The sequence below is a fragment of the Comamonas sp. 23 genome (assembly GCF_049601575.1).
GTDB classification, from domain to species: Bacteria; Pseudomonadota; Gammaproteobacteria; order Burkholderiales; family Burkholderiaceae_C; genus Comamonas; species Comamonas squillarum.
Genome location: NZ_CP187127.1, coordinates 1,184,169 through 1,205,481, shown reverse-complemented (window position 1 = coordinate 1,205,481; position 21,313 = coordinate 1,184,169). Strand labels below are relative to the sequence as shown.

Annotated in this window: 15 protein-coding genes; 9 read left to right on the top strand and 6 right to left on the bottom strand. The window is 63.4% G+C overall.

Going from position 1 to position 21,313, the window contains the following annotated elements; translation table 11 throughout:
* Window positions 1-98: 98 nt before the first annotated feature.
* The 4 genes from ACPEE1_RS05370 to ACPEE1_RS05355 form a co-directional block, all read right to left on the bottom strand.
* Complete coding sequence (locus tag ACPEE1_RS05370; protein WP_423935470.1) at window positions 99-4,880, bottom strand: glutamate synthase-related protein; 4,782 nt, start codon at window positions 4,878-4,880, stop codon at window positions 99-101.
* A gap of 178 nt (window positions 4,881-5,058) precedes the next feature.
* Window positions 5,059-5,760 (bottom strand): transposase, encoded by a 702-nt coding sequence (locus tag ACPEE1_RS05365; RefSeq protein ID WP_423935468.1) that lies wholly within the window; start codon window positions 5,758-5,760, stop codon window positions 5,059-5,061.
* Window positions 5,761-5,963: 203 nt separating this feature from the next.
* Window positions 5,964-8,066, bottom strand: coding sequence for a TonB-dependent receptor (locus ACPEE1_RS05360; RefSeq protein ID WP_182343510.1), 2,103 nt, complete (start codon window positions 8,064-8,066; stop codon window positions 5,964-5,966).
* Between the two features lie 408 nt (window positions 8,067-8,474).
* Window positions 8,475-9,299 carry an IclR family transcriptional regulator domain-containing protein gene (locus ACPEE1_RS05355; protein ID WP_423935466.1) on the bottom strand — a complete coding sequence of 275 codons (825 nt, stop codon included), beginning with the start codon at window positions 9,297-9,299 and terminating at the stop codon, window positions 8,475-8,477.
* Between the two features lie 310 nt (window positions 9,300-9,609).
* On the opposite strand from ACPEE1_RS05355, the gene ACPEE1_RS05350 reads away from it, so the two are divergent.
* From ACPEE1_RS05350 to ACPEE1_RS05310, 9 genes are all read left to right on the top strand, one after another.
* Window positions 9,610-10,311, top strand: a complete 702-nt coding sequence (locus ACPEE1_RS05350) for a 3-oxoacid CoA-transferase subunit A (protein WP_423935464.1) — start codon at window positions 9,610-9,612, stop codon at window positions 10,309-10,311.
* 16 nt (window positions 10,312-10,327) lie between these two features.
* Window positions 10,328-10,969 carry a 3-oxoacid CoA-transferase subunit B gene (locus ACPEE1_RS05345; protein WP_116926441.1) on the top strand — a complete coding sequence of 214 codons (642 nt, stop codon included), beginning with the start codon at window positions 10,328-10,330 and terminating at the stop codon, window positions 10,967-10,969.
* Window positions 10,970-11,006: 37 nt separating this feature from the next.
* The gene (gene pcaF / locus ACPEE1_RS05340) at window positions 11,007-12,209 is read left to right on the top strand and encodes a 3-oxoadipyl-CoA thiolase (protein ID WP_116926442.1); all 1,203 of its coding nucleotides are present in this window, start codon (window positions 11,007-11,009) and stop codon (window positions 12,207-12,209) included.
* A gap of 157 nt (window positions 12,210-12,366) precedes the next feature.
* On the top strand, window positions 12,367-13,164 hold the full coding sequence (pcaD, locus tag ACPEE1_RS05335) for a 3-oxoadipate enol-lactonase (RefSeq protein ID WP_182343512.1): 798 nt from the start codon (window positions 12,367-12,369) through the stop codon (window positions 13,162-13,164).
* A gap of 81 nt (window positions 13,165-13,245) precedes the next feature.
* Window positions 13,246-14,304 (top strand): cyclase family protein, encoded by a 1,059-nt coding sequence (locus ACPEE1_RS05330; protein WP_182343514.1) that lies wholly within the window; start codon window positions 13,246-13,248, stop codon window positions 14,302-14,304.
* 75 nt (window positions 14,305-14,379) lie between these two features.
* Window positions 14,380-14,676, top strand: a complete 297-nt coding sequence (locus tag ACPEE1_RS05325) for a YciI family protein (protein WP_116926444.1) — start codon at window positions 14,380-14,382, stop codon at window positions 14,674-14,676.
* 20 nt (window positions 14,677-14,696) lie between these two features.
* A complete protein-coding gene (locus tag ACPEE1_RS05320) occupies window positions 14,697-15,446 on the top strand; it encodes an SDR family oxidoreductase (RefSeq protein WP_116926445.1) in 750 nt (249 codons plus the stop codon).
* A gap of 66 nt (window positions 15,447-15,512) precedes the next feature.
* Window positions 15,513-16,847 (top strand): short-chain fatty acid transporter, encoded by a 1,335-nt coding sequence (locus tag ACPEE1_RS05315; RefSeq protein WP_116926446.1) that lies wholly within the window; start codon window positions 15,513-15,515, stop codon window positions 16,845-16,847.
* A 238-nt stretch (window positions 16,848-17,085) separates the two neighbouring features.
* On the top strand, window positions 17,086-18,084 hold the full coding sequence (locus tag ACPEE1_RS05310) for a Bug family tripartite tricarboxylate transporter substrate binding protein (protein WP_116926447.1): 999 nt from the start codon (window positions 17,086-17,088) through the stop codon (window positions 18,082-18,084).
* An 84-nt stretch (window positions 18,085-18,168) separates the two neighbouring features.
* On the opposite strand, the gene ACPEE1_RS05305 is transcribed toward ACPEE1_RS05310, so the two are convergent.
* Window positions 18,169-20,202, bottom strand: coding sequence for a PhoX family protein (locus ACPEE1_RS05305; RefSeq protein ID WP_182343518.1), 2,034 nt, complete (start codon window positions 20,200-20,202; stop codon window positions 18,169-18,171).
* Between the two features lie 226 nt (window positions 20,203-20,428).
* Window positions 20,429-21,310, bottom strand: coding sequence for a class I SAM-dependent methyltransferase (locus ACPEE1_RS05300; RefSeq protein ID WP_423935459.1), 882 nt, complete (start codon window positions 21,308-21,310; stop codon window positions 20,429-20,431).
* Window positions 21,311-21,313 lie beyond the last annotated feature (3 nt).

Here is a 21,313-nt window from a genome sequence, read left to right as displayed (position 1 = left end):
ATCTCTTGCTTGGCTGCTGCCCGCGCCGCGTTGGCGGGGACAGCAATCGTGGTCATTAATAAGGGGCTGGGTGCTTGGCGGCAGGGCCGCCAGGGGCCTCACTTCGCGGCGGCGTCCACACTCTTCTTGGCCGAGGTCTTGGCCTTGACGACCTGCGCCTTGGCTTCGGCGCGGGCATGGATCTCACCCAGCGCGCGCTTGTACTCGGTCGGGAACACCTTGACGAACTTGCTGCGCACCTCCGCCCAGTTGTCCAGCAGATCACGGGCACGCTTGCTGCCGGTCCAGCGCAGGTGGTCGGCGAGCAGGCGCTTGAGCTGTGCTTCGTCGGTCTGGCCGTTGTGCCACACACCCTTGTCGATGCTGGCCTCTTGCTCGGCCTGCGTCAGCACCTTGTCCAGCGTGACCATCGTGGTGTTGCAGCGGCTGGCGAACTGGCCGTCCTCGTCATAGACGTAGGCCACGCCACCGCTCATGCCGGCAGCAAAGTTGCGGCCGGTCTTGCCCAGCACCAGCACGGTGCCGCCGGTCATGTATTCGCAGCCATGGTCACCGGTGCCTTCGACCACCGCCGTCGCACCCGACAGGCGCACCGCAAAGCGCTCGCCAGCCACGCCGCTCAGGAAAGCCTCACCGGTGGTCGCGCCGTACATCACGGTGTTGCCCACGATGATGTTCTTGTGCGCTTCGCCACGGAAATCCAGACTCGGGCGCACCACCACGCGGCCGCCGGACAGGCCCTTGCCGGTGTAGTCGTTCGCATCCCCCACCAGGTACAAGGTGATGCCGTTGCACAGGAAGGCGCCAAACGACTGGCCGCCCGTGCCCTCGACACGGATGTGGATGGTGTCGTCAGGCAGGCCTTCGGCATGCACCTTGGTCACCGCGCCCGAGAGCATGGCGCCCACAGTGCGGTTCACATTGCGCACGGTCTCCAGGATCTTCACGCGCTCGCCCTTGTCGATGGCGGGGCGCGACTTTTCGATCAGGATGTTGTCGAAGGCCTTTTCCAGACCATGGTCCTGGTTTTGCGTGTGGTAGAGCGGCACATCATCCGCCACTTCGGCACGGGCCAGCAGGCGGCCAAAGTCCAGGCCCTTGGCCTTCCAGTGGGTAATACCGGCCTTCATGTCCAGCAGGTCGGCACGGCCCACCAGATCGTCGAACTTGGAGATACCCAGCTGGGCCATGATCTGGCGCGCTTCTTCGGCGATGAAGAAGAAGAAGTTCACCACATGCTCGGGCTTGCCGCTGAATTTCTTGCGCAGCTCAGGATCTTGCGTGGCCACCCCCACCGGGCAGGTGTTGAGGTGGCACTTGCGCATCATGATGCAGCCTTCGACCACCAGCGGTGCGGTGGCAAAGCCGAACTCATCGGCGCCCAAGAGCGCGCCAATCACCACGTCACGGCCGGTCTTCATCTGGCCGTCTGCCTGCACCCGGATACGGCTGCGCAGGCCGTTGAGCACCAGGGTCTGCTGGGTTTCGGCCAGGCCGATTTCCCAAGGCGAGCCTGCGTGCTTGATCGACGACCAGGGCGATGCGCCCGTGCCGCCGTCATGGCCGGCGATCACCACATGGTCGGCCTTGCACTTGGCAACGCCGGCAGCAATCGTGCCCACGCCCACTTCGGACACCAGCTTGACGCTGATCGCCGAATGCGTGGCGACGTTCTTCAGGTCGTGGATCAGCTGGGCCAGGTCCTCGATCGAGTAAATGTCGTGGTGCGGCGGAGGGGAGATCAGGCCCACACCGGGCACCGAGTAGCGCTGCTTGCCGATGTACTCGGTCACCTTGCCGCCAGGCAGCTGACCGCCTTCACCGGGCTTGGCGCCCTGTGCCATCTTGATCTGGATCTGGTCCGCAGAGGCCAGGTACTCGGCCGTCACCCCAAAGCGGCCCGATGCCACTTGCTTGATGCGCGAGCGCAGGCTGTCGCCTTCTTGCAGCACGTAGTCCGATTCAATCTGGTCTTTGCCGATGATCGATGCCAGCGACTCGCCCTGCTTGATCGGGATGCCCTTCAACTCATTGCGGTAACGGGCAGGGTCTTCACCACCTTCACCGGTGTTGCTCTTGCCGCCGATGCGGTTCATCGCGACGGCCAGCGTCACATGGGCTTCGGTACTGATCGAGCCCAGCGACATGGCGCCGGTGGCAAAGCGCTTGACGATCTCGGCCGCCGATTCGACCTGCTCGACCGGGATGGCCTTGGCAGGGTCGATCTTGAACTCAAACAGGCCGCGCAAGGTCATGTGGCGCTTGCTCTGGTCGTTGATCAGCTGCGCGTATTCCTTGTAGGTGTTGAAGCTGTTGGCGCGGGTCGAGTGCTGCAGCTTGGCAATCGCATCGGGGCTCCACATATGCTCTTCACCCCGGGCACGCCAGGCGTACTCACCACCGGTGTCCAGCATGGTGGCCAGCACCGGGTCGTTGCCAAAGGCAGCCTTGTGGCGGCGGATGGCTTCTTCTCCGATCTCGAACACACCCAGGCCTTCGACGCGGCTGGAGGTGCCGGTGAAGTACTTGTCGATGGTTTCGCTGTTGATGCCAACGGCCTCGAACAGCTGCGCACCGCAGTAGGACATGTAGGTGGACACACCCATCTTCGACATGATCTTGGACAGACCCTTGCCGATGGCCTTGATGTAGTTGTAGATCGCCTTGTCTGCCGACAGATCGCCGGGCAGGTGCTTGTGGATCGAGGTGATCGTCTCCAGCGCCAGGTAGGGGTGCACGGCTTCGGCACCGTAGCCGGCCAGCACGCCGAAATGGTGCACTTCGCGGGCGGTGCCGGTTTCCACGACCAGACCGCAGGCGGTGCGCAGGCCTTCGCGGATCAGGTGCTGGTGGATGGCCGACAGCGCCAGCAGCGCCTGGATGGCCACGCGGTCCTTGCTGACACCCTTGTCGCTGATGATCAGGATGTTGTTGCCGGTCTTGATCGCATCAACGGCTTGCGCGCACAGCGATGCCAGGCGCGCTTCGACGCCTTCACTGCCCCACTCCAGCGGGTAGGTAATGTCGAGCACGGCCGAGCTGAACTTGCCGGCGGTGTGCGAGCGGATGTTGCGCAGCTTGACCATGTCGGTGAAGTCCAGCACCGGCTGGGTCACTTCCAGGCGCAGTGGTGGGTTGACCTGGTTGATGTCCAGCAGGTTGGGCTTGGGGCCGATAAAGGACACCAGGCTCATCACGATTGCTTCACGGATCGGATCTATCGGCGGGTTGGTCACCTGCGCGAACATCTGGCGGAAGTAGTTGTACAGCGGCTTGTTCTTGTCCGAGAGCACAGCCAGCGGGCTGTCATTGCCCATCGAACCAATGCCTTCTTCGCCGTTGGCGGCCATCGGGCTCATCAGGAACTTGATGTCTTCCTGGGTGTAGCCAAAGGCCTGCTGCAGGTCCAGCAATTCGGTCGACTGCTGCTCATCGGCAACGGCGCCAAACTCTTGCGAGGCCTTGGCCTGCTGGTCGATCTGCGATTCGCCAGCCACGGGCTTTTCCACATCGTCCAGGCGGATGCGCAGGTCTTCGATCCAACGCATATAGGGCTTGGCATTGGTGAGCGAGGACTTGACTTCTTCGTCATCAATCAGACGGCCCTGGTCCAGATCGATCAGGAACATCTTGCCCGGCTGCAGGCGCCACTTGCGCACGATCTTGTGCTCGGGCACGGGCAGCACGCCCGATTCGGAGCCCATGATGACGAAGTCATCGTCGGTCACGCAGTAGCGGGCAGGACGCAGGCCGTTGCGGTCCAGGGTGGCGCCGATCTGGCGGCCATCGGTGAACACGATCGATGCTGGGCCATCCCAGGGCTCGATCATTGCGGCATGGTATTCATAGAAAGCGCGGCGGCGCGAATCCATCGTGGCGTGCTGTTCCCATGGCTCGGGGATCATCATCATCACGGCCTGGGCCAGCGGGTAGCCCGCCATGGTCAGCAGCTCCAGGCAGTTGTCGAAAGTGGCCGTATCGGACTGGTGCGCAAAGCTGATCGGGTAGAGCTTTTGCAGATCGTTGCCCAGCACGGGCGAGCTCATCACGCCTTCGCGGGCGCGCATCCAGTTGTAGTTGCCCTTGACGGTGTTGATTTCACCGTTGTGCGCCACATAGCGGTAAGGGTGGGCCAGCGGCCACTCGGGGAAGGTGTTGGTCGAGAAGCGCTGGTGCACCAGGCCCAGCGCCGAGACGCAGCGTTCGTCTTCCAGATCGCGGAAGTAGGTGCCCACCTGGTCGGCCAGCAGCAGGCCCTTGTAGATCACAGTGCGGCTGCTCATGCTGGGCACGTAGTACTCTTTGCTGTACTTGAGCTGCAGGTTCTGGATGGCCGCGCTGGCGGTCTTGCGGATCACATACAGCTTGCGCTCCAGCGCATCCTGCACGATCACATCGGCTCCACGGCCGATGAACACCTGGCGGATGACCGGTTCTTTTTCGCGCACCGTGGGCGACATCGGCATTTCGCGGTTGACCGGCACATCGCGCCAGCCCAGCAGCACCTGGCCTTCGGCCTTGATGGCGCGCTCGAGCTCTTCCTCGCAGGCCAGACGCGATGCATGTTCCTTGGGCAGGAACACCATGCCCACGCCGTACTCGCCAAACGGCGGCAGCTTGACGCCCTGGGCGGCCATCTCGTCGCGGTAGAGCGCATCGGGCAACTGGATGAGGATACCGGCGCCATCACCCATCAGCTTGTCGGCACCCACCGCACCCCGGTGGTCCAGATTCTCCAGAATCTTCAGAGCCTGGGTCACGATGGCATGGCTCTTCTGGCCCTTGATGTGGGCCACAAAACCGACGCCGCAGGCATCGTGTTCCAGAGTCGGGTCATACAGACCCTGAGCTTGCATGTGCTCGCGTGCAGAAGCCGACATGGCGCAATCCTTCAAATAATCTATCGCGGGAAGGTCAATGTAGAGCAGCTGGCAATACCCGAGCAAGTTTTTTATTTGGGGTCAGATACTAATTATTTTCAAATGATTTTTCTCAACAATTAATTGGGGTCATATTAAAAATAGCAAAATTATCGTTGATTTATATGACATTTTCAATTCAATCGGCGGAGGGATCTACCAATCGCGGGCGTCCCGCACTCTTTTTGTGCAGCCTGCGCACCGTTTTGGACTGCAAAGACTGCACAAAGTCCTCGCTGCCCATCGCCCAGCCGCCTTGCACGGCATCGGTCAGCGCCCCGGACTCACGCTGCGACAAGCCATAAGCGAGCATTTGGGCATAGCGCGCCTCCCGCGCGAAGGGGGTGTTACCCAGCGCCCAGAAGGCCGCCGGATCGCGCAACCAGGCCATCGGTTTTGCACCTAAATGGTGCGCACAGCTGGACCAAGGGTAGTCTTCGGCCTTGGCGACCAGGCCTGCGCGCTGCGGGTTGGAATCGATATAGATGATGCATTGCAGCAACGACGTGGCCGGCTCCACAACCGTCGAGCGGTAGCGCCCTTCCCACAAGGTGCCGCTGCGCCCATGCCGCGCATTGAAATAGCGCACATAGGCCCGGCCAAGCGCCTGCATCAAGAGCGGCAGGCCCTGCTCGGTCTGGGGTGTTATCAGCAGATGGAAATGGTTGGGCATCAGCACATAGGCATGCACTGCCACCAGGTGGGTCTGCGCGAGCTGGCGCAACAAGTCGCTGAAGTGCTGGGAATCCTCGTCATCGACAAAGACCGTCTGCCGGTTGTTGCCCCGGTGCAGCACATGGTGCGGCATGTCGGGAAGACTGAGTCGGGGAAGGCGGGCCATGGTGAAAACGTCAGCAAAGGACGACAGAGGAAAAGCCGCTCCATTATCAACGCTGTGCCCTATGCACTACGCAATGGCAGCATCTGCCCCCACTCGCAGCCACCTAGCGCACAGGGGCTGCCCCAAGCTGTCACAGCACTACTAACAACACAAAGCCATCCACCCCATGGGCAGATGGCCTTTTTCCATACCAGCCTTGCAGCTTAGAAGCGGTAACGCGCCACCAGTTGCACCGAGCGCGGCGCGCCCGGCAGGTTCAGATTGGGCGAGGAGCCGTGGCCGGCTACGATGTAGCGCTTGTCCAGGAGGTTGTTGAGCTTGAGCTGCAGGTCCACGTTGTTCAGGCGGTAGTAGGCCATGGCATCCAAGGTGGCGTAGCCTGGCAGCACAACGGTATTGCCAGGGTTGGCAAAACGCGCACCGACATAGCTGATGCCGCCACCGGCGCCAAAGCCATGGCCCAGGGCCTTGGTGACCCAGATATTGGCGCTGTGCTTGGGCGTCAGGGTGGCGCGCTTGCCTTGCACGGCCTGGCCGGCGTCCACTGCCGGCGACGAGGTCATCTCGCTGAGCAGGTAGGCATAGCCCGACCAGATCTGCCAGCCCTGCGACAGGTCACCGGCAAAGCTCAGCTCCAGGCCGCGCGTGCGCTGCACGCCCAGGGGCACCAAGGTGTTGGTCACAGGGTCCACGCTCTTGATATTGGTGCGCTCGATCTCGAACAGCGCCGCATTGGCGCTGGCCTTGCCGTCGAGCAGATCCCACTTCACACCGACCTCACGGCTGCTGGTTTTCTCAGGCGCCAGCTGGGCATTGTTGGCAGCCAGCGCAAAGGTCTCGCCCGAGGGCTGGAAGGACTTGCTGAACGACACGTAGTACGACAGCGCATTGCTGGGCTGGTAGACCAGGCCGACGCGCGGGCTCCAGGCCACATCGGTGCGGCCCAGGTTGACGCTGCCTGGCGTGTAGTTGTCGGTTTCCTGGCGGAAGCGGTCATAGCGCACGCCGGCCAGCAGCTTCCATTCCGGGGCCAGGGTGACCATGTCCTGCACATAAGCACTGGCCACGCTGAAGACGCTGTCGTTGTTGGCAGACGGTGCAGCCGTCAGCACCGGCGAGACAACCGGCAGCACCGGGTTGAACAGCGATACCGTGCCCACATTGCTCTGGCTGATGCTCAGCAGGCCCTTGTTCTGGCGGCCCAGCTCCAGCCCGTACAGCACCTGGTGCTGCATGCCCGCCAGATCCAGCTTCTGCGTCAACTCCAGCTGGTTGAAAAAGCCGTGCTCGTTACGCTCCAGATGGCCACGGTTGAGGGTCGCCGTCTGCGCCTTCTCATTCACCGAGCCAACCAGGGTGTTGCTGCGGTCCAGGCTGTAGTCGTAGTAGCGCAGCACATTGCGCAGGCTCAGGCTGTCGTTGAAGCGGTGGCTCAAGGTGGCCGATGCCGAATACACCTCGGAGGTGCTGACATCGGTATCGCGTGCATTGGCCGCGCCAAAGTAGGTGCGGGGCGACACGTTGACCGGCCGGCCCTGGAAGGCGGGAATGCCGAAGTCAGTGAGGCGGCTGTCCTTGAGGTAGTCGGCCTGCAGCAGCAACTGCGTGTCCGCACTGAACTTGAACTGCACCGAGCCGGCCAGCGCCTTGCGGTCCAGAAACTGCTGGTCGCGGTAGCTGTCGGCGCGCTCGATGGCGCCGGTCAGGCGGTAGGAGACGATGCTGTCCTGCGGCGCGCGTGCCAGGTCAAACTCGCCCCGGCGCTGGTTCCAGCTGCCCAGGGTCAGACCCACCTCGCTGCGGTCAATGCCGGGCTTCTTGGTGATGCGGTTGATCAAGCCACCCGAAGAGCCCCGGCCATACAGCACCGATGCCGGGCCCTTGAGCACCTCGACCTGCTCGACATTGGACAGGTCACGGAAATACAGCGCGTCATCGCGCACGCCGTCGACAAACTGGTCGGCAATGGCCGAAAAGCCCCGGATCGTCACCTGGTCGCGCTGGCCATCGCCATGCGACAGGCCAATGCCGGGCACCGCCTTGAGCACGTCCTGCATCGACTGCACGGCCTGGTCGCGCATCAGCTGCTGGGGCACCACGTTCACCGTTTGCGGAATATCGCGCAACGGCGCTTCGATCTTGGTGGCGCTCTTGGCCGTAGGCGCTGCATAGCCCACGTCCGCTGCGGTATCGCCCTGCACGCGCACTTCCTGCAGCGTTGTCTCAGCCGGCGCCTGCTGCGCCGCTGCATGGCCCGTGCACAGCAGCGCCACTGCTGCTGCCACGGCTTGTGTTTTGAAAGCCATTCCAGTTCCTTGTATCGCTTTGGTATGTGTTCGGTTTGGCTGTACCGCAGGGAGAATCCGCACTCTGGTTGGCTACCACCGGGAAAAGCTCGCACATCTTAAAGAGGAAAATGGTTCTCATTTACATATCTTTAAGAAACGAATGCGAGGCAGCAACAAACCCACAGTAGGAGCTTTCTTTGACCGCCTTCAGGTTGTATTAAGAAACGCCGCAACTGCAGCGCATGGGCGGGCTGCGCGCAGTCGCAGCCCGCGCTTGGCACGGCTCGAAGCAGAGAAATTCCCCCTGCAACAAAGGGCTTACCGGGGCCAGGGCATGGCGAGCCGCAGCCTGCGACCGGCCTGGGCGCATCAAAGCGATGGGGGAGCGATGAGGCCCGAGCCCAAGCGCGCAGCGGCGCCCGCCACTCAGCAGCGTGGCACGATCTTGCCGCCCATGCCACGACCCGGCTGGTAGCCCAGCAGGCCTGAGACGCGCCCAGCCGCCTGCAACAGCTGGGGCAGCAGCTCGCCCTGCATGATCTCGGGTGTCGTGCGGTTGGCCTGGCCGCTGATGTTCATCGCAGCCACCACCTGGCCGCTGGCATTGCGGATGGGGGCTGCGACCGAGGTGAGGCCCTCTTCCAGCTCCTGGTTGAGCAGGCACCAGCCCTGCGCGCGCACCTGGGCCAGCTCGGCCAGCAACTGCGCATCGTCCTGGATCGTGAAGCGCGTGAACAGCGTGCGGTCGCGGCCCTGCAGCAAGGCCTGCAGCTCCTGCGACGGCAGCTCGGCCAGCAGCACCCGGCCGAGCGACGTCCAGAAACTCGGCAGGCGCGAGCCCATGCCTAAGTTGGTGCTCATGATCTTGTGCGTGTGTACGCGCAACACATAGACAACATCCTGGCCATCGAGCACGGCGATGGAGCAGGACTCGTGCGTCTGCTCGACCAGCGCATCCATCACTGGCTGGGCCAGGTTCCAGACCGGCATCGACGACAGATAGGCGAAGCCCAGATCCAGAATGCGCGGCGTGAGCGCAAACAAACGGCCCTCCACCCGCACATAGCCCAGGGTCTGCAAGGTCAGCAGAATGCGGCGCGCCCCGGCACGCGTCATGCCGGTGGCCTCGGCCACTTCCGTCAAGGTCTGGCGCGGCGCGGCAGCGCCAAAGCTGCGGATGACCTCCAGCCCGCGCGCGAAGGACTGCACATAGCTGTCACTGGGGCGGAGGGTCGGGTCTTCTTCTTTCATAGGCCGCAATCTTGGTCGTTGGCGTGGAGCGGGTCCCTGGCAATACAAAAGCAAATCGCAGGGACATCGGGTAGCGGATTATCAGGCAGTCTATAATTCTTTTAGCGAACTAATGTTCTATATACGAACATTTCATCCAAGAGCCCTACCAAAGGCCGCCGATCCTCTCAAATGCATTCCCAAGTCTCGCGCAGGCAGCCTCGGCATTGCATTTGTCGCACGCGGTACAGGCACTGCCACAGCGCAGCGCGACCATTCCGCAGCGGGATCAGCAGCCTGTTGCGACCCATGTACAGAACCAGGAGACAAGATGATCAACAAGATTTCGGACTCGATTGCCGAGTCCCTCAGCCGCGTCCAGGACGGCTCGACCGTGCTCATCGGCGGCTTTGGCACCGCCGGCATTCCCGCAGCCCTTATTGATGGCCTGATCGCGCAAGGTGCGCGCGACCTCACGGTGGTCAACAACAACGCCGGCAATGGCGACACGGGCCTGGCGGCCCTGCTCAAGACTGGCGCGGTGCGCAAGATCATTTGCAGCTTCCCGCGCCAGGTCGACAGCTATGTGTTTGACGAGCTCTACCGCAGCGGCAAGATCGAGCTCGAAGTGGTGCCCCAGGGCAACCTGGCCGAGCGCATGCGCGCTGCGGGCGCCGGCATCGGCGCGTTCTTCTGCCCCACCGCCTACGGCACCGAGCTGGCAGCGGGCAAGGAAACGCGCGAGATCAACGGCAAGCACTATGTGCTCGAGTACCCCATCTATGGCGATGTGGCGCTGATCAAGGCCGAGCAAGGCGACCGCTGGGGCAACCTCACCTACCGCAAATCGGCGCGCAACTTTGGCCCGGTGATGGCCACCGCTGCCAAGTACACCATGGCCACCGTGCATGAGATCGTGGAGCTGGGCCAGCTCGACCCCGAGGCCGTGGTCACCCCTGGCATCTATGTCAACCAGGTCATCAAGATCGAGCGCGTTGCCACGCAAGCCGGTGGATTCAAAAAAACAGCCTGAAGCAGGAGACAAGACCATGAGCAGCTACCAAAAACGCACGAAAGACGAACTGGCCGCCCGCGTGGCGCAGGACATCCATGACGGCGCCTACGTGAACCTGGGCATTGGCCAGCCGACGGCTGTGGCCAACCACATCCCCCAGGACCGCGAAGTCATCCTGCAGTCGGAAAACGGCATCCTGGGCATGGGCCCGGCACCCGCCGCTGGCGAGGAAGACTATGACCTCACCAACGCCGGCAAGCAGCCCGTCACCTTGCTGGCGGGCGGCAGCTTCTTCCACCATGCCGACAGCTTTGCGATGATGCGCGGCGGCCACCTCGACATCTGCGTGCTCGGCGCTTTCCAGGTGGCAGAGAACGGCGACCTGGCCAACTGGAGCACCGGTGAAGCCGGCGCCATTCCCGCCGTGGGCGGCGCGATGGACCTGGCCATTGGTGCCAAAGAGACCTGGGTGATGATGGACCTGCTGACCAAGAAGGGCGAGAGCAAGATCGTCAAGCAATGCAGCTATCCGCTGACCGGCATTGGCTGCGTCAAGCGCATCTACACCGACGTGGCCACCATCGAGGTCACGCCCCAAGGCCTCAAGCTCATCGACACCGTCGACGGTCTGGACAAGGCCGAACTCGAAAAAATGATTGGCCTGAGCCTGCTCTAAGCGCAGCGCCGATCTGTACTCATCCAAGGAGACCACCATGACCAACGCCTATATCTGCGACGCCGTGCGCACCCCCTTTGGCCGCTACGGCGGCGCGCTTGCCGGTGTGCGCACCGATGACCTGGGCGCCGTGCCCATCAAGGCGCTGATGGAGCGCAACCCCGGTGTGGACTGGACGGCCGTGACCGATGTGATCTACGGCTGCGCCAACCAGGCCGGCGAAGACAACCGCAATGTGGCCCGCATGTCCAGCCTGCTCGCGGGACTGCCCATCGAGGTGCCCGGCGCCACCGTCAACCGCCTCTGCGGCTCGGGCCTGGATGCCGTGGGCACGGCCGCCCGCGCCATCAAGTCCGGCGAAGCACGCCTGATGATCGCCGGTGGTGTGGAATCGATGAGCCGCGCCCCCTTTGTGATGCCCAAGGCCGAGTCCGCCTTCAGCCGCAACAATGCCGTCTACGACACCACCATTGGCTGGCGCTTTGTCAACAAGCAGATGAAGGCGCTGTACGGCGTGGACTCCATGCCCGAGACGGCCGAGAACGTGGCCGACGACTTCAAGATCGAACGCGACGCCCAGGACCGCATGGCCTTGGCCTCGCAGCAAAAGGCCGCAGCGGCCATCGCCGCCGGCCACCTGGCCCGCGAGATCGTGGCCGTGACCATTGCGCAGAAAAAGGGCGATGCACTGGTGATCAGCCAGGATGAGCACCCCCGTGCCACCACGATCGAAGCGCTGGCCAAGCTCAAGGGCGTGGTGCGCGAAGGCGGTACCGTGACGGCCGGCAATGCCTCGGGCGTGAACGACGGCGCCTGCGCCCTGCTGCTGGCCAATGAAGAAGCCGCCCAGCAATACGGACTGACCCCGCGCGCCCGTGTGGTGGCCATGGCGACGGCCGGTGTGGCACCGCGCATCATGGGCTTTGGCCCGGCCCCTGCCGTGCGCAAGGTGCTGGCGCTGGCCGGCCTGAGCTTGGCCGACATGGATGTCATCGAGCTCAACGAAGCCTTTGCCGCCCAAGGCCTGGCCGTGCTTCGCGACCTGGGTATTGCGGATGACGACCAGCGCGTCAACCAATGGGGCGGCGCGATTGCGCTGGGCCACCCGCTGGGCGCATCGGGCGCACGCCTCGCTACCACCGCCGTCAACCAGCTGCATGCACTGGGTGGCCGCTACGCACTGTGCACCATGTGCATCGGCGTGGGCCAGGGCATTGCCGTGATCCTCGAAAAAGTCTGACGCCCCTAGCGGCGGCAAGCGCGGGCCTGCAACGGCCGCGCCTTGCCCCCGCGTCTCTCCATCCTCCCCCCAAAACACCCGCGCTGCTGCCTCGCCCACCTTGGCGCAGCCACGCCCGCGCAGCGATGCAGGGGCATTTTTTGAAGGACAGAACGCCATGGCAACACAACAAATCACCACTGCGACCGGCATGTTCAACATCGATCTGCAAGGCCCCGAGGGCGCGCCGGTGCTGGTGTTCTCCAACTCGCTGGGCACCACCTTGGACATGTGGGATGCCCAGGCCCACACCTTCAGCAGCCAGTACCGCGTGCTGCGCTATGACACCCGGGGCCACGGCGCCAGCGTGGTGAGCCCTGGCCCCTACCAGTTTGCACAACTGGGCGGCGATGTGCTGGCCATTCTGGACAGCCTGGGCATTGACCAGGCCCATTTCTGCGGTATCTCGATGGGCGGCCTCACAGGGCTCTGGCTGGGCGTGCATGCCGGCGCACGCATGCGCAGCATCACCGTGGCCAACAGCGCCGCCAAGATTGGCGCCGAAGCCAGCTGGCGCGACCGTGCCGCGCTGGTGCGTGCCAATGGCGCTGCAGCGATGCAAACGCTGGCCGACTCGTCACCCAGCCGCTGGTTCACCGAAGGCTTTATCGCCAGCCAGCCCCAGGTGGTGCGGGCCGCCCAGGCCTGGATCGCCGGCATTGCCCCCGAAGGCTATGCCAGCTGCTGCGAGGCCCTGGCCGCCGAAGACCTGCGCGCCGATATCGCCCGCATCCAGACCCCCACCTTGCTGATTGGTGGCAGTGCCGACCCTGTTACCACGGTGGCCGATGCCCAGGCCATGCATGCCGCCATTGCCAGCTCGGAGCTGGCGACGGTGCCGGCCTCGCACCTGTCCAACCTCGAAGTGCCCCAGGCCTTTGACCTGGCACTGGGCAGCTTTTTGCAAAAACACTGAGGCAGTCGCCTTACACCATGCAGACGGGTACCAAGAACAACAACCGCCCGCTGCAGCCCTTCCTCAACCAAGGAGACAAGCATGTCCGATGCCAATCCACGCTGGAAGCAGCGCCCTGCAGGATCGACCTGGGGCGACTTCGGCCCCGATGACCAACTTGGCCGCCTCAACCTGCTGACGGCAGCCAAGGTGCGCCAGGGCGTGGCCGAGGTGCAGGAAGGCCTGCGCTTTTCGCTCAGCCTGCCACTCGATTACCCCGGCGGCAGTGCCCTCAACCCCAACCGCAAGCCACCTGTGCTGCGCCCCCTGCAGCGCAAGGGCCTGGTCAACTTCAACTGTCTGCTCGGCGACCTGGAGCCTGGCCGCACCGATGTGCTGTCGGACGACATGGCCGTGCTGTCGCTGCAGTACTCCACCCAGTGGGATGGCCTGGCCCATGCCGGCCAGCTGTTTGATGCCAATGGCGACGGCGTGCCCGAGCCGCTCTATTACAACGGCTTTGCCGCAGGCCGCGATGTGCTGGGGCCGCTGCTGGTCAGCGACACCGGGATGCCCACGGCCGAGAGCAGCGGCAGCACCAGCTGCGCCAAGGCGCTGGGCATCGAGGGCATGGCCCAGAACGGCGTGCAAGGCCGGGGCGTGATGATGGACCTGCATGCGCACTACGGCGATGCCCGCACGCTGATCGGCTACGACGAGTGGATGCGCGTGATCGAGGCTGACCGGCTGGAGATCGAGCCCGGCGACATGCTCTGCCTGCACACTGGTTTTGCCCAGGCCGTGCTGGCGATGCAAAAGAGTCCCGACCCGGTTGTGCTGAACAACAGCTGCGCGGTGCTCAATGGCCGCGACGAGAAGCTGCTGCAGTGGATCAGCGACAGCCAGATCGCCGTGATCGCGGCCGACAACTATGCCGTCGAAGCCCACCCGGCCCAGCCCGGTGCCGATTGCTGCGCGGCGTTGCCGCTGCATGAGCACTGCCTGTTCAAGCTGGGCCTGCACCTGGGCGAGCTGTGGCACCTGACGCCGCTGGCGCAGTGGCTGCGCGCCCATGGGCGCAGCCGCTTTTTGCTGACGGCCCCGCCGCTGAACCTGCCCGGCGCCATTGCCTCGCCCGTGACCCCGATTGCCACGGTCTAAGACCTGCATCCAGACAACCGTATTACTGCGGCAGCAGCCCAACGCCCGCCTGCCGCGCCCTATCCCGGAGCCACCATGCCCTACATCATTGAGACTTTCGACAAGCCCGAGCACCAGGCCGTGCGCCAGGCCCACCGCCCGGCACACCTAGACTTTCTGGCGCGCAATGCCCAGCTGCTGCTGGCCTGCGGCGCCAAGCTGCAGGACGACGGCAGCGACATGGGCGGTGGCCTCTATGTGGTGGACCTGGACACGCGCGAAGCAGCCCAGGCCTTTATCGAATCCGATCCCTTCTACCAAGCCGATCTGTTTGCCCAGGTGCGCATCACGCGCTGGCGCAAAGCCTACGTGGCCGGCCAGTGCTGCCTGTGACGCCTTTCTTGGAAACCGCTATGTCCACTCCATTGACCCCATCGACCTCCGCACGCCCACGCGTGCTTATCACCGGCGGCGGCGCTGGCATTGGTGCAGCCGCTGCGCTGCGCTGCCACGCCGATGGTTACGACCCGGTCATCATCGACCGCCAGATTGACCAGGTGCCGGCAGGTTTTGTCGCGATCCAGGCCGACCTCAGCAGCGCCGAAGACACGGCGCGCGCGCTGGGCGAAGCGCTCGCTGGCGGCCCTATCACCCGCCTGGTGAACAACGTTGGCATCGTCGTGCCCAACGACTCCGCCAGCCAGACGCTGGCCGAATTTGATCTGGCCGTATCGCTGAACCTGCGCTGCGCCTTCCAGTGCATGCAGGCCTTGCTGCCCGGCATGCAAGCGGCGCGCTTTGGCCGCATCGTCAACATGTCCTCGCGCGCAGCTCTGGGCAAGGATTTGCGCACCGCCTACGCCGCGACCAAGGCCGGCCTGATCGGCATGACCCGCGTCTGGGCGCTGGAGCTGGGCCAATGGGGTATCACCGCCAATGCGATTGGCCCCGGCCCCATCCGCACCGAGCTGTTTGACAAGGCCAACCCGCCGGGCGCCGAGCGCACGCAAAAGATCATCCAGTCCGTGCCCGTCAAGCGTGTGGGCACGCCCGATGACGTGGCCCATGCCGTGGCCTACATGCTCGACGAGCGCAGCGGTTTTGTCACCGGGCAGGCGCTCTATGTCTGCGGCGGCATGACCGTGGGCGTGGCACCGGTCTAGCCTTTTTCCTGAGCGTGTCTGGTACACGCCCACCTTTGCTCCCTCCATCGATAACAAGAGACATTGATGTCAAAAATCACCGCTTTTTTCACCGAGCTGATGCGCAAGTATCTGCCCGACCCCTTCGTGTTCGCGATCCTGCTCACCTTGCTGACCATGGTGCTGGCCTTTGCCGTGGAGAGCCGGCCCATCAACCTGGTAGTGCAGGACTGGGGCAAGGGCTTTTGGAGTCTGCTGGCCTTTACCACCCAGATGGCGGTGATTCTGGTGATGGGCTATGTGCTGGCCGCAGCGCCGGTGGTGGACCGTTTCCTCAACCGCATCGCGGCCCTGGTGAACACGCCGCGCGGCGCCATCATCATGGCCACTGTCGTGGGCTGCGTAGGCAGCTACCTCAACTGGGGTTTTGGTCTGGTGATTGGCGGCATCATGGCCAAGAAGCTGGCCCTGCGCGTCAAGGGCGTGCACTACCCGCTGATCATCGCCTCGGCCTATACGGGTTTCACGATGTACAGCCTGGGGCTGTCGGCCACCATCCCGGTGCTGATCTCCACCAAGGGCCACAGCTTTGAAAAGCAGATGGGCATCATCCCCTTGAGCGAAACCATCTTCTCGCCCCACATCCTGCTCACGGCCCTGGCCGTGCTGATCGTGCTGCCGCTGATCAATGCAGCGATGCACCCCAAGGCCGGAGAAAAGGTCACCGAAATCAGCCCTGAACTGGCCAGCAACGAAGAGGCCAAGGGCGCGTCGGCCGCCAACCTGTTGGGCGATGAAAAGACCTTTGCCGGTCGCCTGAACAACAGCCGCATCCTGAGCTGGCTGATTGGCCTGACCGGCATGGCCTTCGTGGCGATGCACTTCATGCAAAACGGCAGCCTCGATCTGAACATGATCAATTTCTTCATCCTGTTCCTGGGCATCTTGCTGCTGGGCACGCCGATGAAATATGTGGAAAAGGTCAATGAAGGCGTCAAGACCATTGGCGGCATCATCCTGCAGTTCCCGTTCTACGCCGGCATCATGGCCATCATGCATGCCTCGGGCCTGGTCGAATCGATCGCCCATGTGTTTGTGAGCTTCTCGACCGCCTACACCCTGCCGCTGTGGGGCCTGGTGAGCTCGTTCTTCATCAACTTCTTTGCGCCCTCTGGCGGCGGCCACTGGGTGCTGCAAGGCCCGTTCATGATTGAAGCGGCCAAGACCCTGGGCGCATCGCAGGCCCACACCGCCATGTCGGTGATGCTGGGCAATGGCTGGAACGACCTGGTGCAGCCTTTCTGGATCCTGCCGGCGCTGGCGCTGTCCAAGCTCAAACTCAAGGACATCATGGGCTACACCGTGGTCTCGATGTTTGTCGTGGGGGCCATCTATATCGGCTCCTCCCTCTTCTGGCCATAAACGCCGCTAACACAACCCTTGATACGTCGTTGCCAAGCCTTGTCTTACGCCTGTAATGCCTGCGGCTTGACGCCTCGTCGGGGGCGCCAAGCCTCAATCGCAAACCTGCGGTTTTCTGGGCCGTGTTAGCGGCTCAGAACAACAGGCCAGGCCTTCCCTTCCTCCGGCTGTCACGCGAGACCCCACAAGCACTGACAAAACAAGTGGCAGCCTTTTTCACTTTGCTTTGGAGATACCCATGAACACCATCCGCCTCAACGCCCGCCGCACCGTGCTGCAAGCCATTGCCGCTGCCAGCCTGGGGGCAGCCCTCATGCCTGCTGCCTTTGCGGCAGAGGCCTTCCCCAACAAACCCATCACGATGGTCGTACCCTTTGTGGCCGGCGGCACCACCGACATCCTGGCCCGCATCGTCGGCCAGTCGCTGGGCGAGGAGCTGGGCCAGCCAGTCATCATCGACAACCGTGCCGGAGCCGGTGGCAATATCGGCGGGCAGTTTGCCGCACGTGCGCCTGCTGACGGCTACACCATCTTCATGGGCACCGTGGGCACCCACGCGATCAATGAATGGCTCTACAAGAAGATGCCCTTCAGCCCCAACAAGGACTTCGCGCCGCTGACCCGCGTGGCCAATGTGCCCAACCTGCTGGTGGCCAATCCCGCCCAGCCTTTCAAGAACGTCAAGGAGCTAATCAGCTACGCCCAGGCCCATCCCGGCCAGGTGAACTTTGGCTCCTCGGGCAGCGGCAGCTCCATCCATCTGTCCGGTGAGCTGTTCAAGATGATGGCCAAGGTCGACATGATCCACATCCCCTACAAGGGCAGCGCGCCGGCCGTGACCGACCTGCTGGGCAACCAGATTGCGATCATGTTCGACAACATGCCCTCGGCCATCCAGCATGTGCGCTCGGGCAAGCTGCGCCCGTTGGCCGTGACCACCGCCAAGCGCTCGCCCGAGCTGCCCGATGTGCCTACCGTTGCCGAAGCGGGCGTGCCGGGCTACGAGGCCACCTCCTGGTTTGGTCTTTTCGCCCCCACCAAGACGCCCGCCGATGTGCAGGCCAAGCTGCATGCCGCGATCATCAAGGTGTTGCAAAAGCCTGACGTGATCAAAAAGATTGGTGACCAGGGCGGCGAAGTGGTGACCGAATCGCAAGCGGAATTTGGCAAGTTCATCGCTGCTGAAAACGAGAAGTGGAAGCAAGTGGTGAAGACCTCGGGCGCGACCGCAGGCTGATTAACACAACAAGCGCCCAAACCAAAGCCGCCGACCCTGGATGCCCAGGACCGGCGGCTTTTTCTATGCAGCGCGGCTAAAGTATCAGACGCCGATCGGGCCGCCGTCCACCTTCTGGATCACCACCGTCGACGAGCGTGGGCGCACCTTGCCATCGGGCGCGCGGGTGGCATCGGCCGTGCCATAGGCAGGCCAGTTCACCGGGTGCTGGATGTTGAGGAAGATGCTGGTGTGGTCGGGGGTATAGGCAAAGCCGGTGATCTCGGCCTCGTTGGGGCCGACAAAGAAGCGGCGCAGCTCGGCCTGGTTGGCCGCATTGATGACCGGGCCCGTGCCCTTGGCATCCTTCATAGCACCGGGCACCACGGCCAGCATCTGGTCATTGGTGGCCTTGGCGACGGCATTGTTGCGGCCGCCATCGATGCCGTTGTCGGTCTGGATCCACAGAATGCCGCGGTCATCGAAGGCAATGCCATCAGGGCTGGCCAGCTGGTTCATCTCGGTCAGGCCCGAGCGGTTGGTGTCGGCATTGCCCGCCGCGTCCGAGCCGAACACAAAGATGTCCCAGCGGAAGGTGTTGGCACCAGCATCGTCGTGCCAGCGCACGATGTGGCCGTTGACATTGTTCAGGCGCGGATTGGCCGGGTTGGTGCCGCGCTCGGCATTGCGGCTGGTGTTGTTGGTCAGGGTCAGGTAGACATCGCCATTGCTGGGGTGCACAGCGGTCCACTCGGGACGGTCCATCGGGGTGGCACCGACAAAATCTGCCGCGCCGCGCGTGTTGATCAGGATGGCATCGATATTGCCAAAGGCCTCGCCCAGGCTGCGGCCGTCCTTGCCCTTGGTCGCCGGAGTCAGCGCCAGCCATTCGCCCTTGCCTTCGGCATCAAAGCGCGCCACATACAAGGTGCCCTTGTCCAAGTACTTGTGGCCCACGGCAATGCGGTCGCTGCGCTCGGCATCCTTGGGGTCCCACAGCGCTTCGGACACAAAGCGGTAGATGTACTCAAAGCGCGAATCATCGCCGCTGTAGAAGGCCAGCGGCTTGCCAGCCACCGGGATGCCGTAGGCGGCGCCTTCGTGGGCAAAGCGGCCCATCGCGGTGCGCTTGGTGGCCGTGCTCCCGGGGTCATACGGATCGATCTCGACCAGGTAGCCAAAGCCGTTGACCTCATTGCGCCAGTCCTGCAGGCCGTCGGTGCCAGTGGCAGTGATGTTGAAGCGGGCAAATTCGCCCTGCTGCTCGCTCGCGTCGCCCGCTGCGGTTTCCCACTGGTAGCGGCCCAGCTTGGCCTGCACGCCCACGCGCTTTTGTGCGGCGGTTTGCTCGCCGGTGTTGACAAAGCAGGCCGCCCAGTTTTCTTCGGCGGTGATGTAGGTGCCCCAAGGCGTGGTGCCATTGCCGCAGTTGTTGTTGGTGCCGCGCACTTGGCTGCCGGTGGTCGAGAACGGCGTCTTGACCCAGTCGGTTCCTGCCACGGGGCCGGACAGGTTCATCGGCGTGGCCGAGGTAAAGCGGCGGTTGTAGCGCGAGTTCTGGATGATCTCCCACTGGCTACCCTGCTTGCGCACATGCATCACCGCCACACCATGGGCGTTGATCTCCTTGCGCACTTCTTCTGCCGGGCGCTTGCCGCCCACCGAGGTGGGGCCGTTGGGGTGCAAGGCCTTTTCGTCGATGTACTCGTGGTTGACCACCAGCAGGCCTTCGCTGGAGCTGCCTGCCAGCGGGAAGTAATGCATGCCGTCATGGTGCATGCCGGTGGAATGCAGCAGGTCTTGCGAGGTGTTGCGGCCTTCATTGCTCCAGGGCGCGGCCTGGTCGTTAAGTGGCGTGCCCCAGGCACCGATGACCGAGGCCACATAGCCGGCGGGCACCACGCAGGCGTCCGTCATCGAGTTGGGCAGCGAGGCAAAGCCGAGCTTGACGGCCTTGTCATCATCGCCATCGCCGCCGCCACCACAGGCGGAGATGCTCGCACCGGCAAACAGCGCCAGGGCCGAGCCCAGGCTGCCGCGCATCACCAGGCGGCGCGACATATGCGTTTCAAGGATGGTGCTGAAAGGGGTGTTGCCTTCCGTGTTGCGGACGACTTTGTCGGAAATGGATTTGCTCATCGCTGGGACTCTCCTGATGGTGGGACTGCCTGAGGGAAGGCCCAGTCTAGAAAGCAGAAATGACGGCTCCATGAATATCCGATGACGTCACGGCGCCGTCATGGAAGCGATACGTTTGTGCGTTATAAGCCGGCAACGAAGGCCAGCGCCAAGGCTGCTGGCGGGCGCTACCAGGGCTTTTGGTTCAGCACCCATCACTCCCGCCCAGCCCAGCTGATGCCAATGTTCAATCCATCCGGTAGCGATGCTGCAAGGACTGGTCCAGACCGAACTCGACCAACAGCTGCTGCAGCCGCTCGGCCGCCGCACGTTTTTTCTGGCCCGTGTACTTGGCAAGGATCAGCTCGTTCTTCATGCTGTGTTCCCAGCCGACCAGCTCGGTGACGGTGACCTGGTAGCCCTGGCTTTCCAGGTAGAGGCAGCGCAGCACATTGGTGATCTGGCTGCCCATCTCGCGCGTGTGGATGGGGTGGCGCCAGAGTTCTGCCAACGGAGTGCGCGACAGGCTCATGGCCTTATTCTGGCGCAGGCAGGCCGCCACTTCGGCCTGGCAGCAGGGCACCAGCACCATCGCGCGGGCCTGCTTTTCCAGGCCAAAAGCAATGGCGTCATCGGTGGCGGTATCGCAGGCATGCAGTGCGGTGACCACATCGAAGCGCTCGGGCACCGCATCGGTGCGGGTCGAATCCGCGACCGACATGTTGAGAAACGACATGCGGTCAAAGCCCAGGTCGGCGGCCAACTGCTGCGAGGCCTCGACCAAAGGCGCACGGGTTTCGATGCCGTAGATATGGCCACGGCCCAGGTTCTTGAAAAACAGGTCGTAGAGGATAAAGCCGAGGTAGGATTTTCCCGCGCCATGGTCGGCCAGGCTGACCGGGTGGTCCTGCGCCGACAGCTCGGTGAGCAAAGGCTCGATGAACTGGTAGAGGTGGTAGACCTGCTTGAGCTTGCGGCGTGAATCCTGGTTGAGCTTGCCATCGCGCGTGAGGATGTGCAGCGCCTTGAGCAGTTCAATCGACTGGCCGGGCTTGAGCTCCAGCTGCTGGGCAACATCGGGGGCGGTGGGCTTGGTGGTGCCACGGCCTGCAGCGCGCGGTGCTTTCATCGT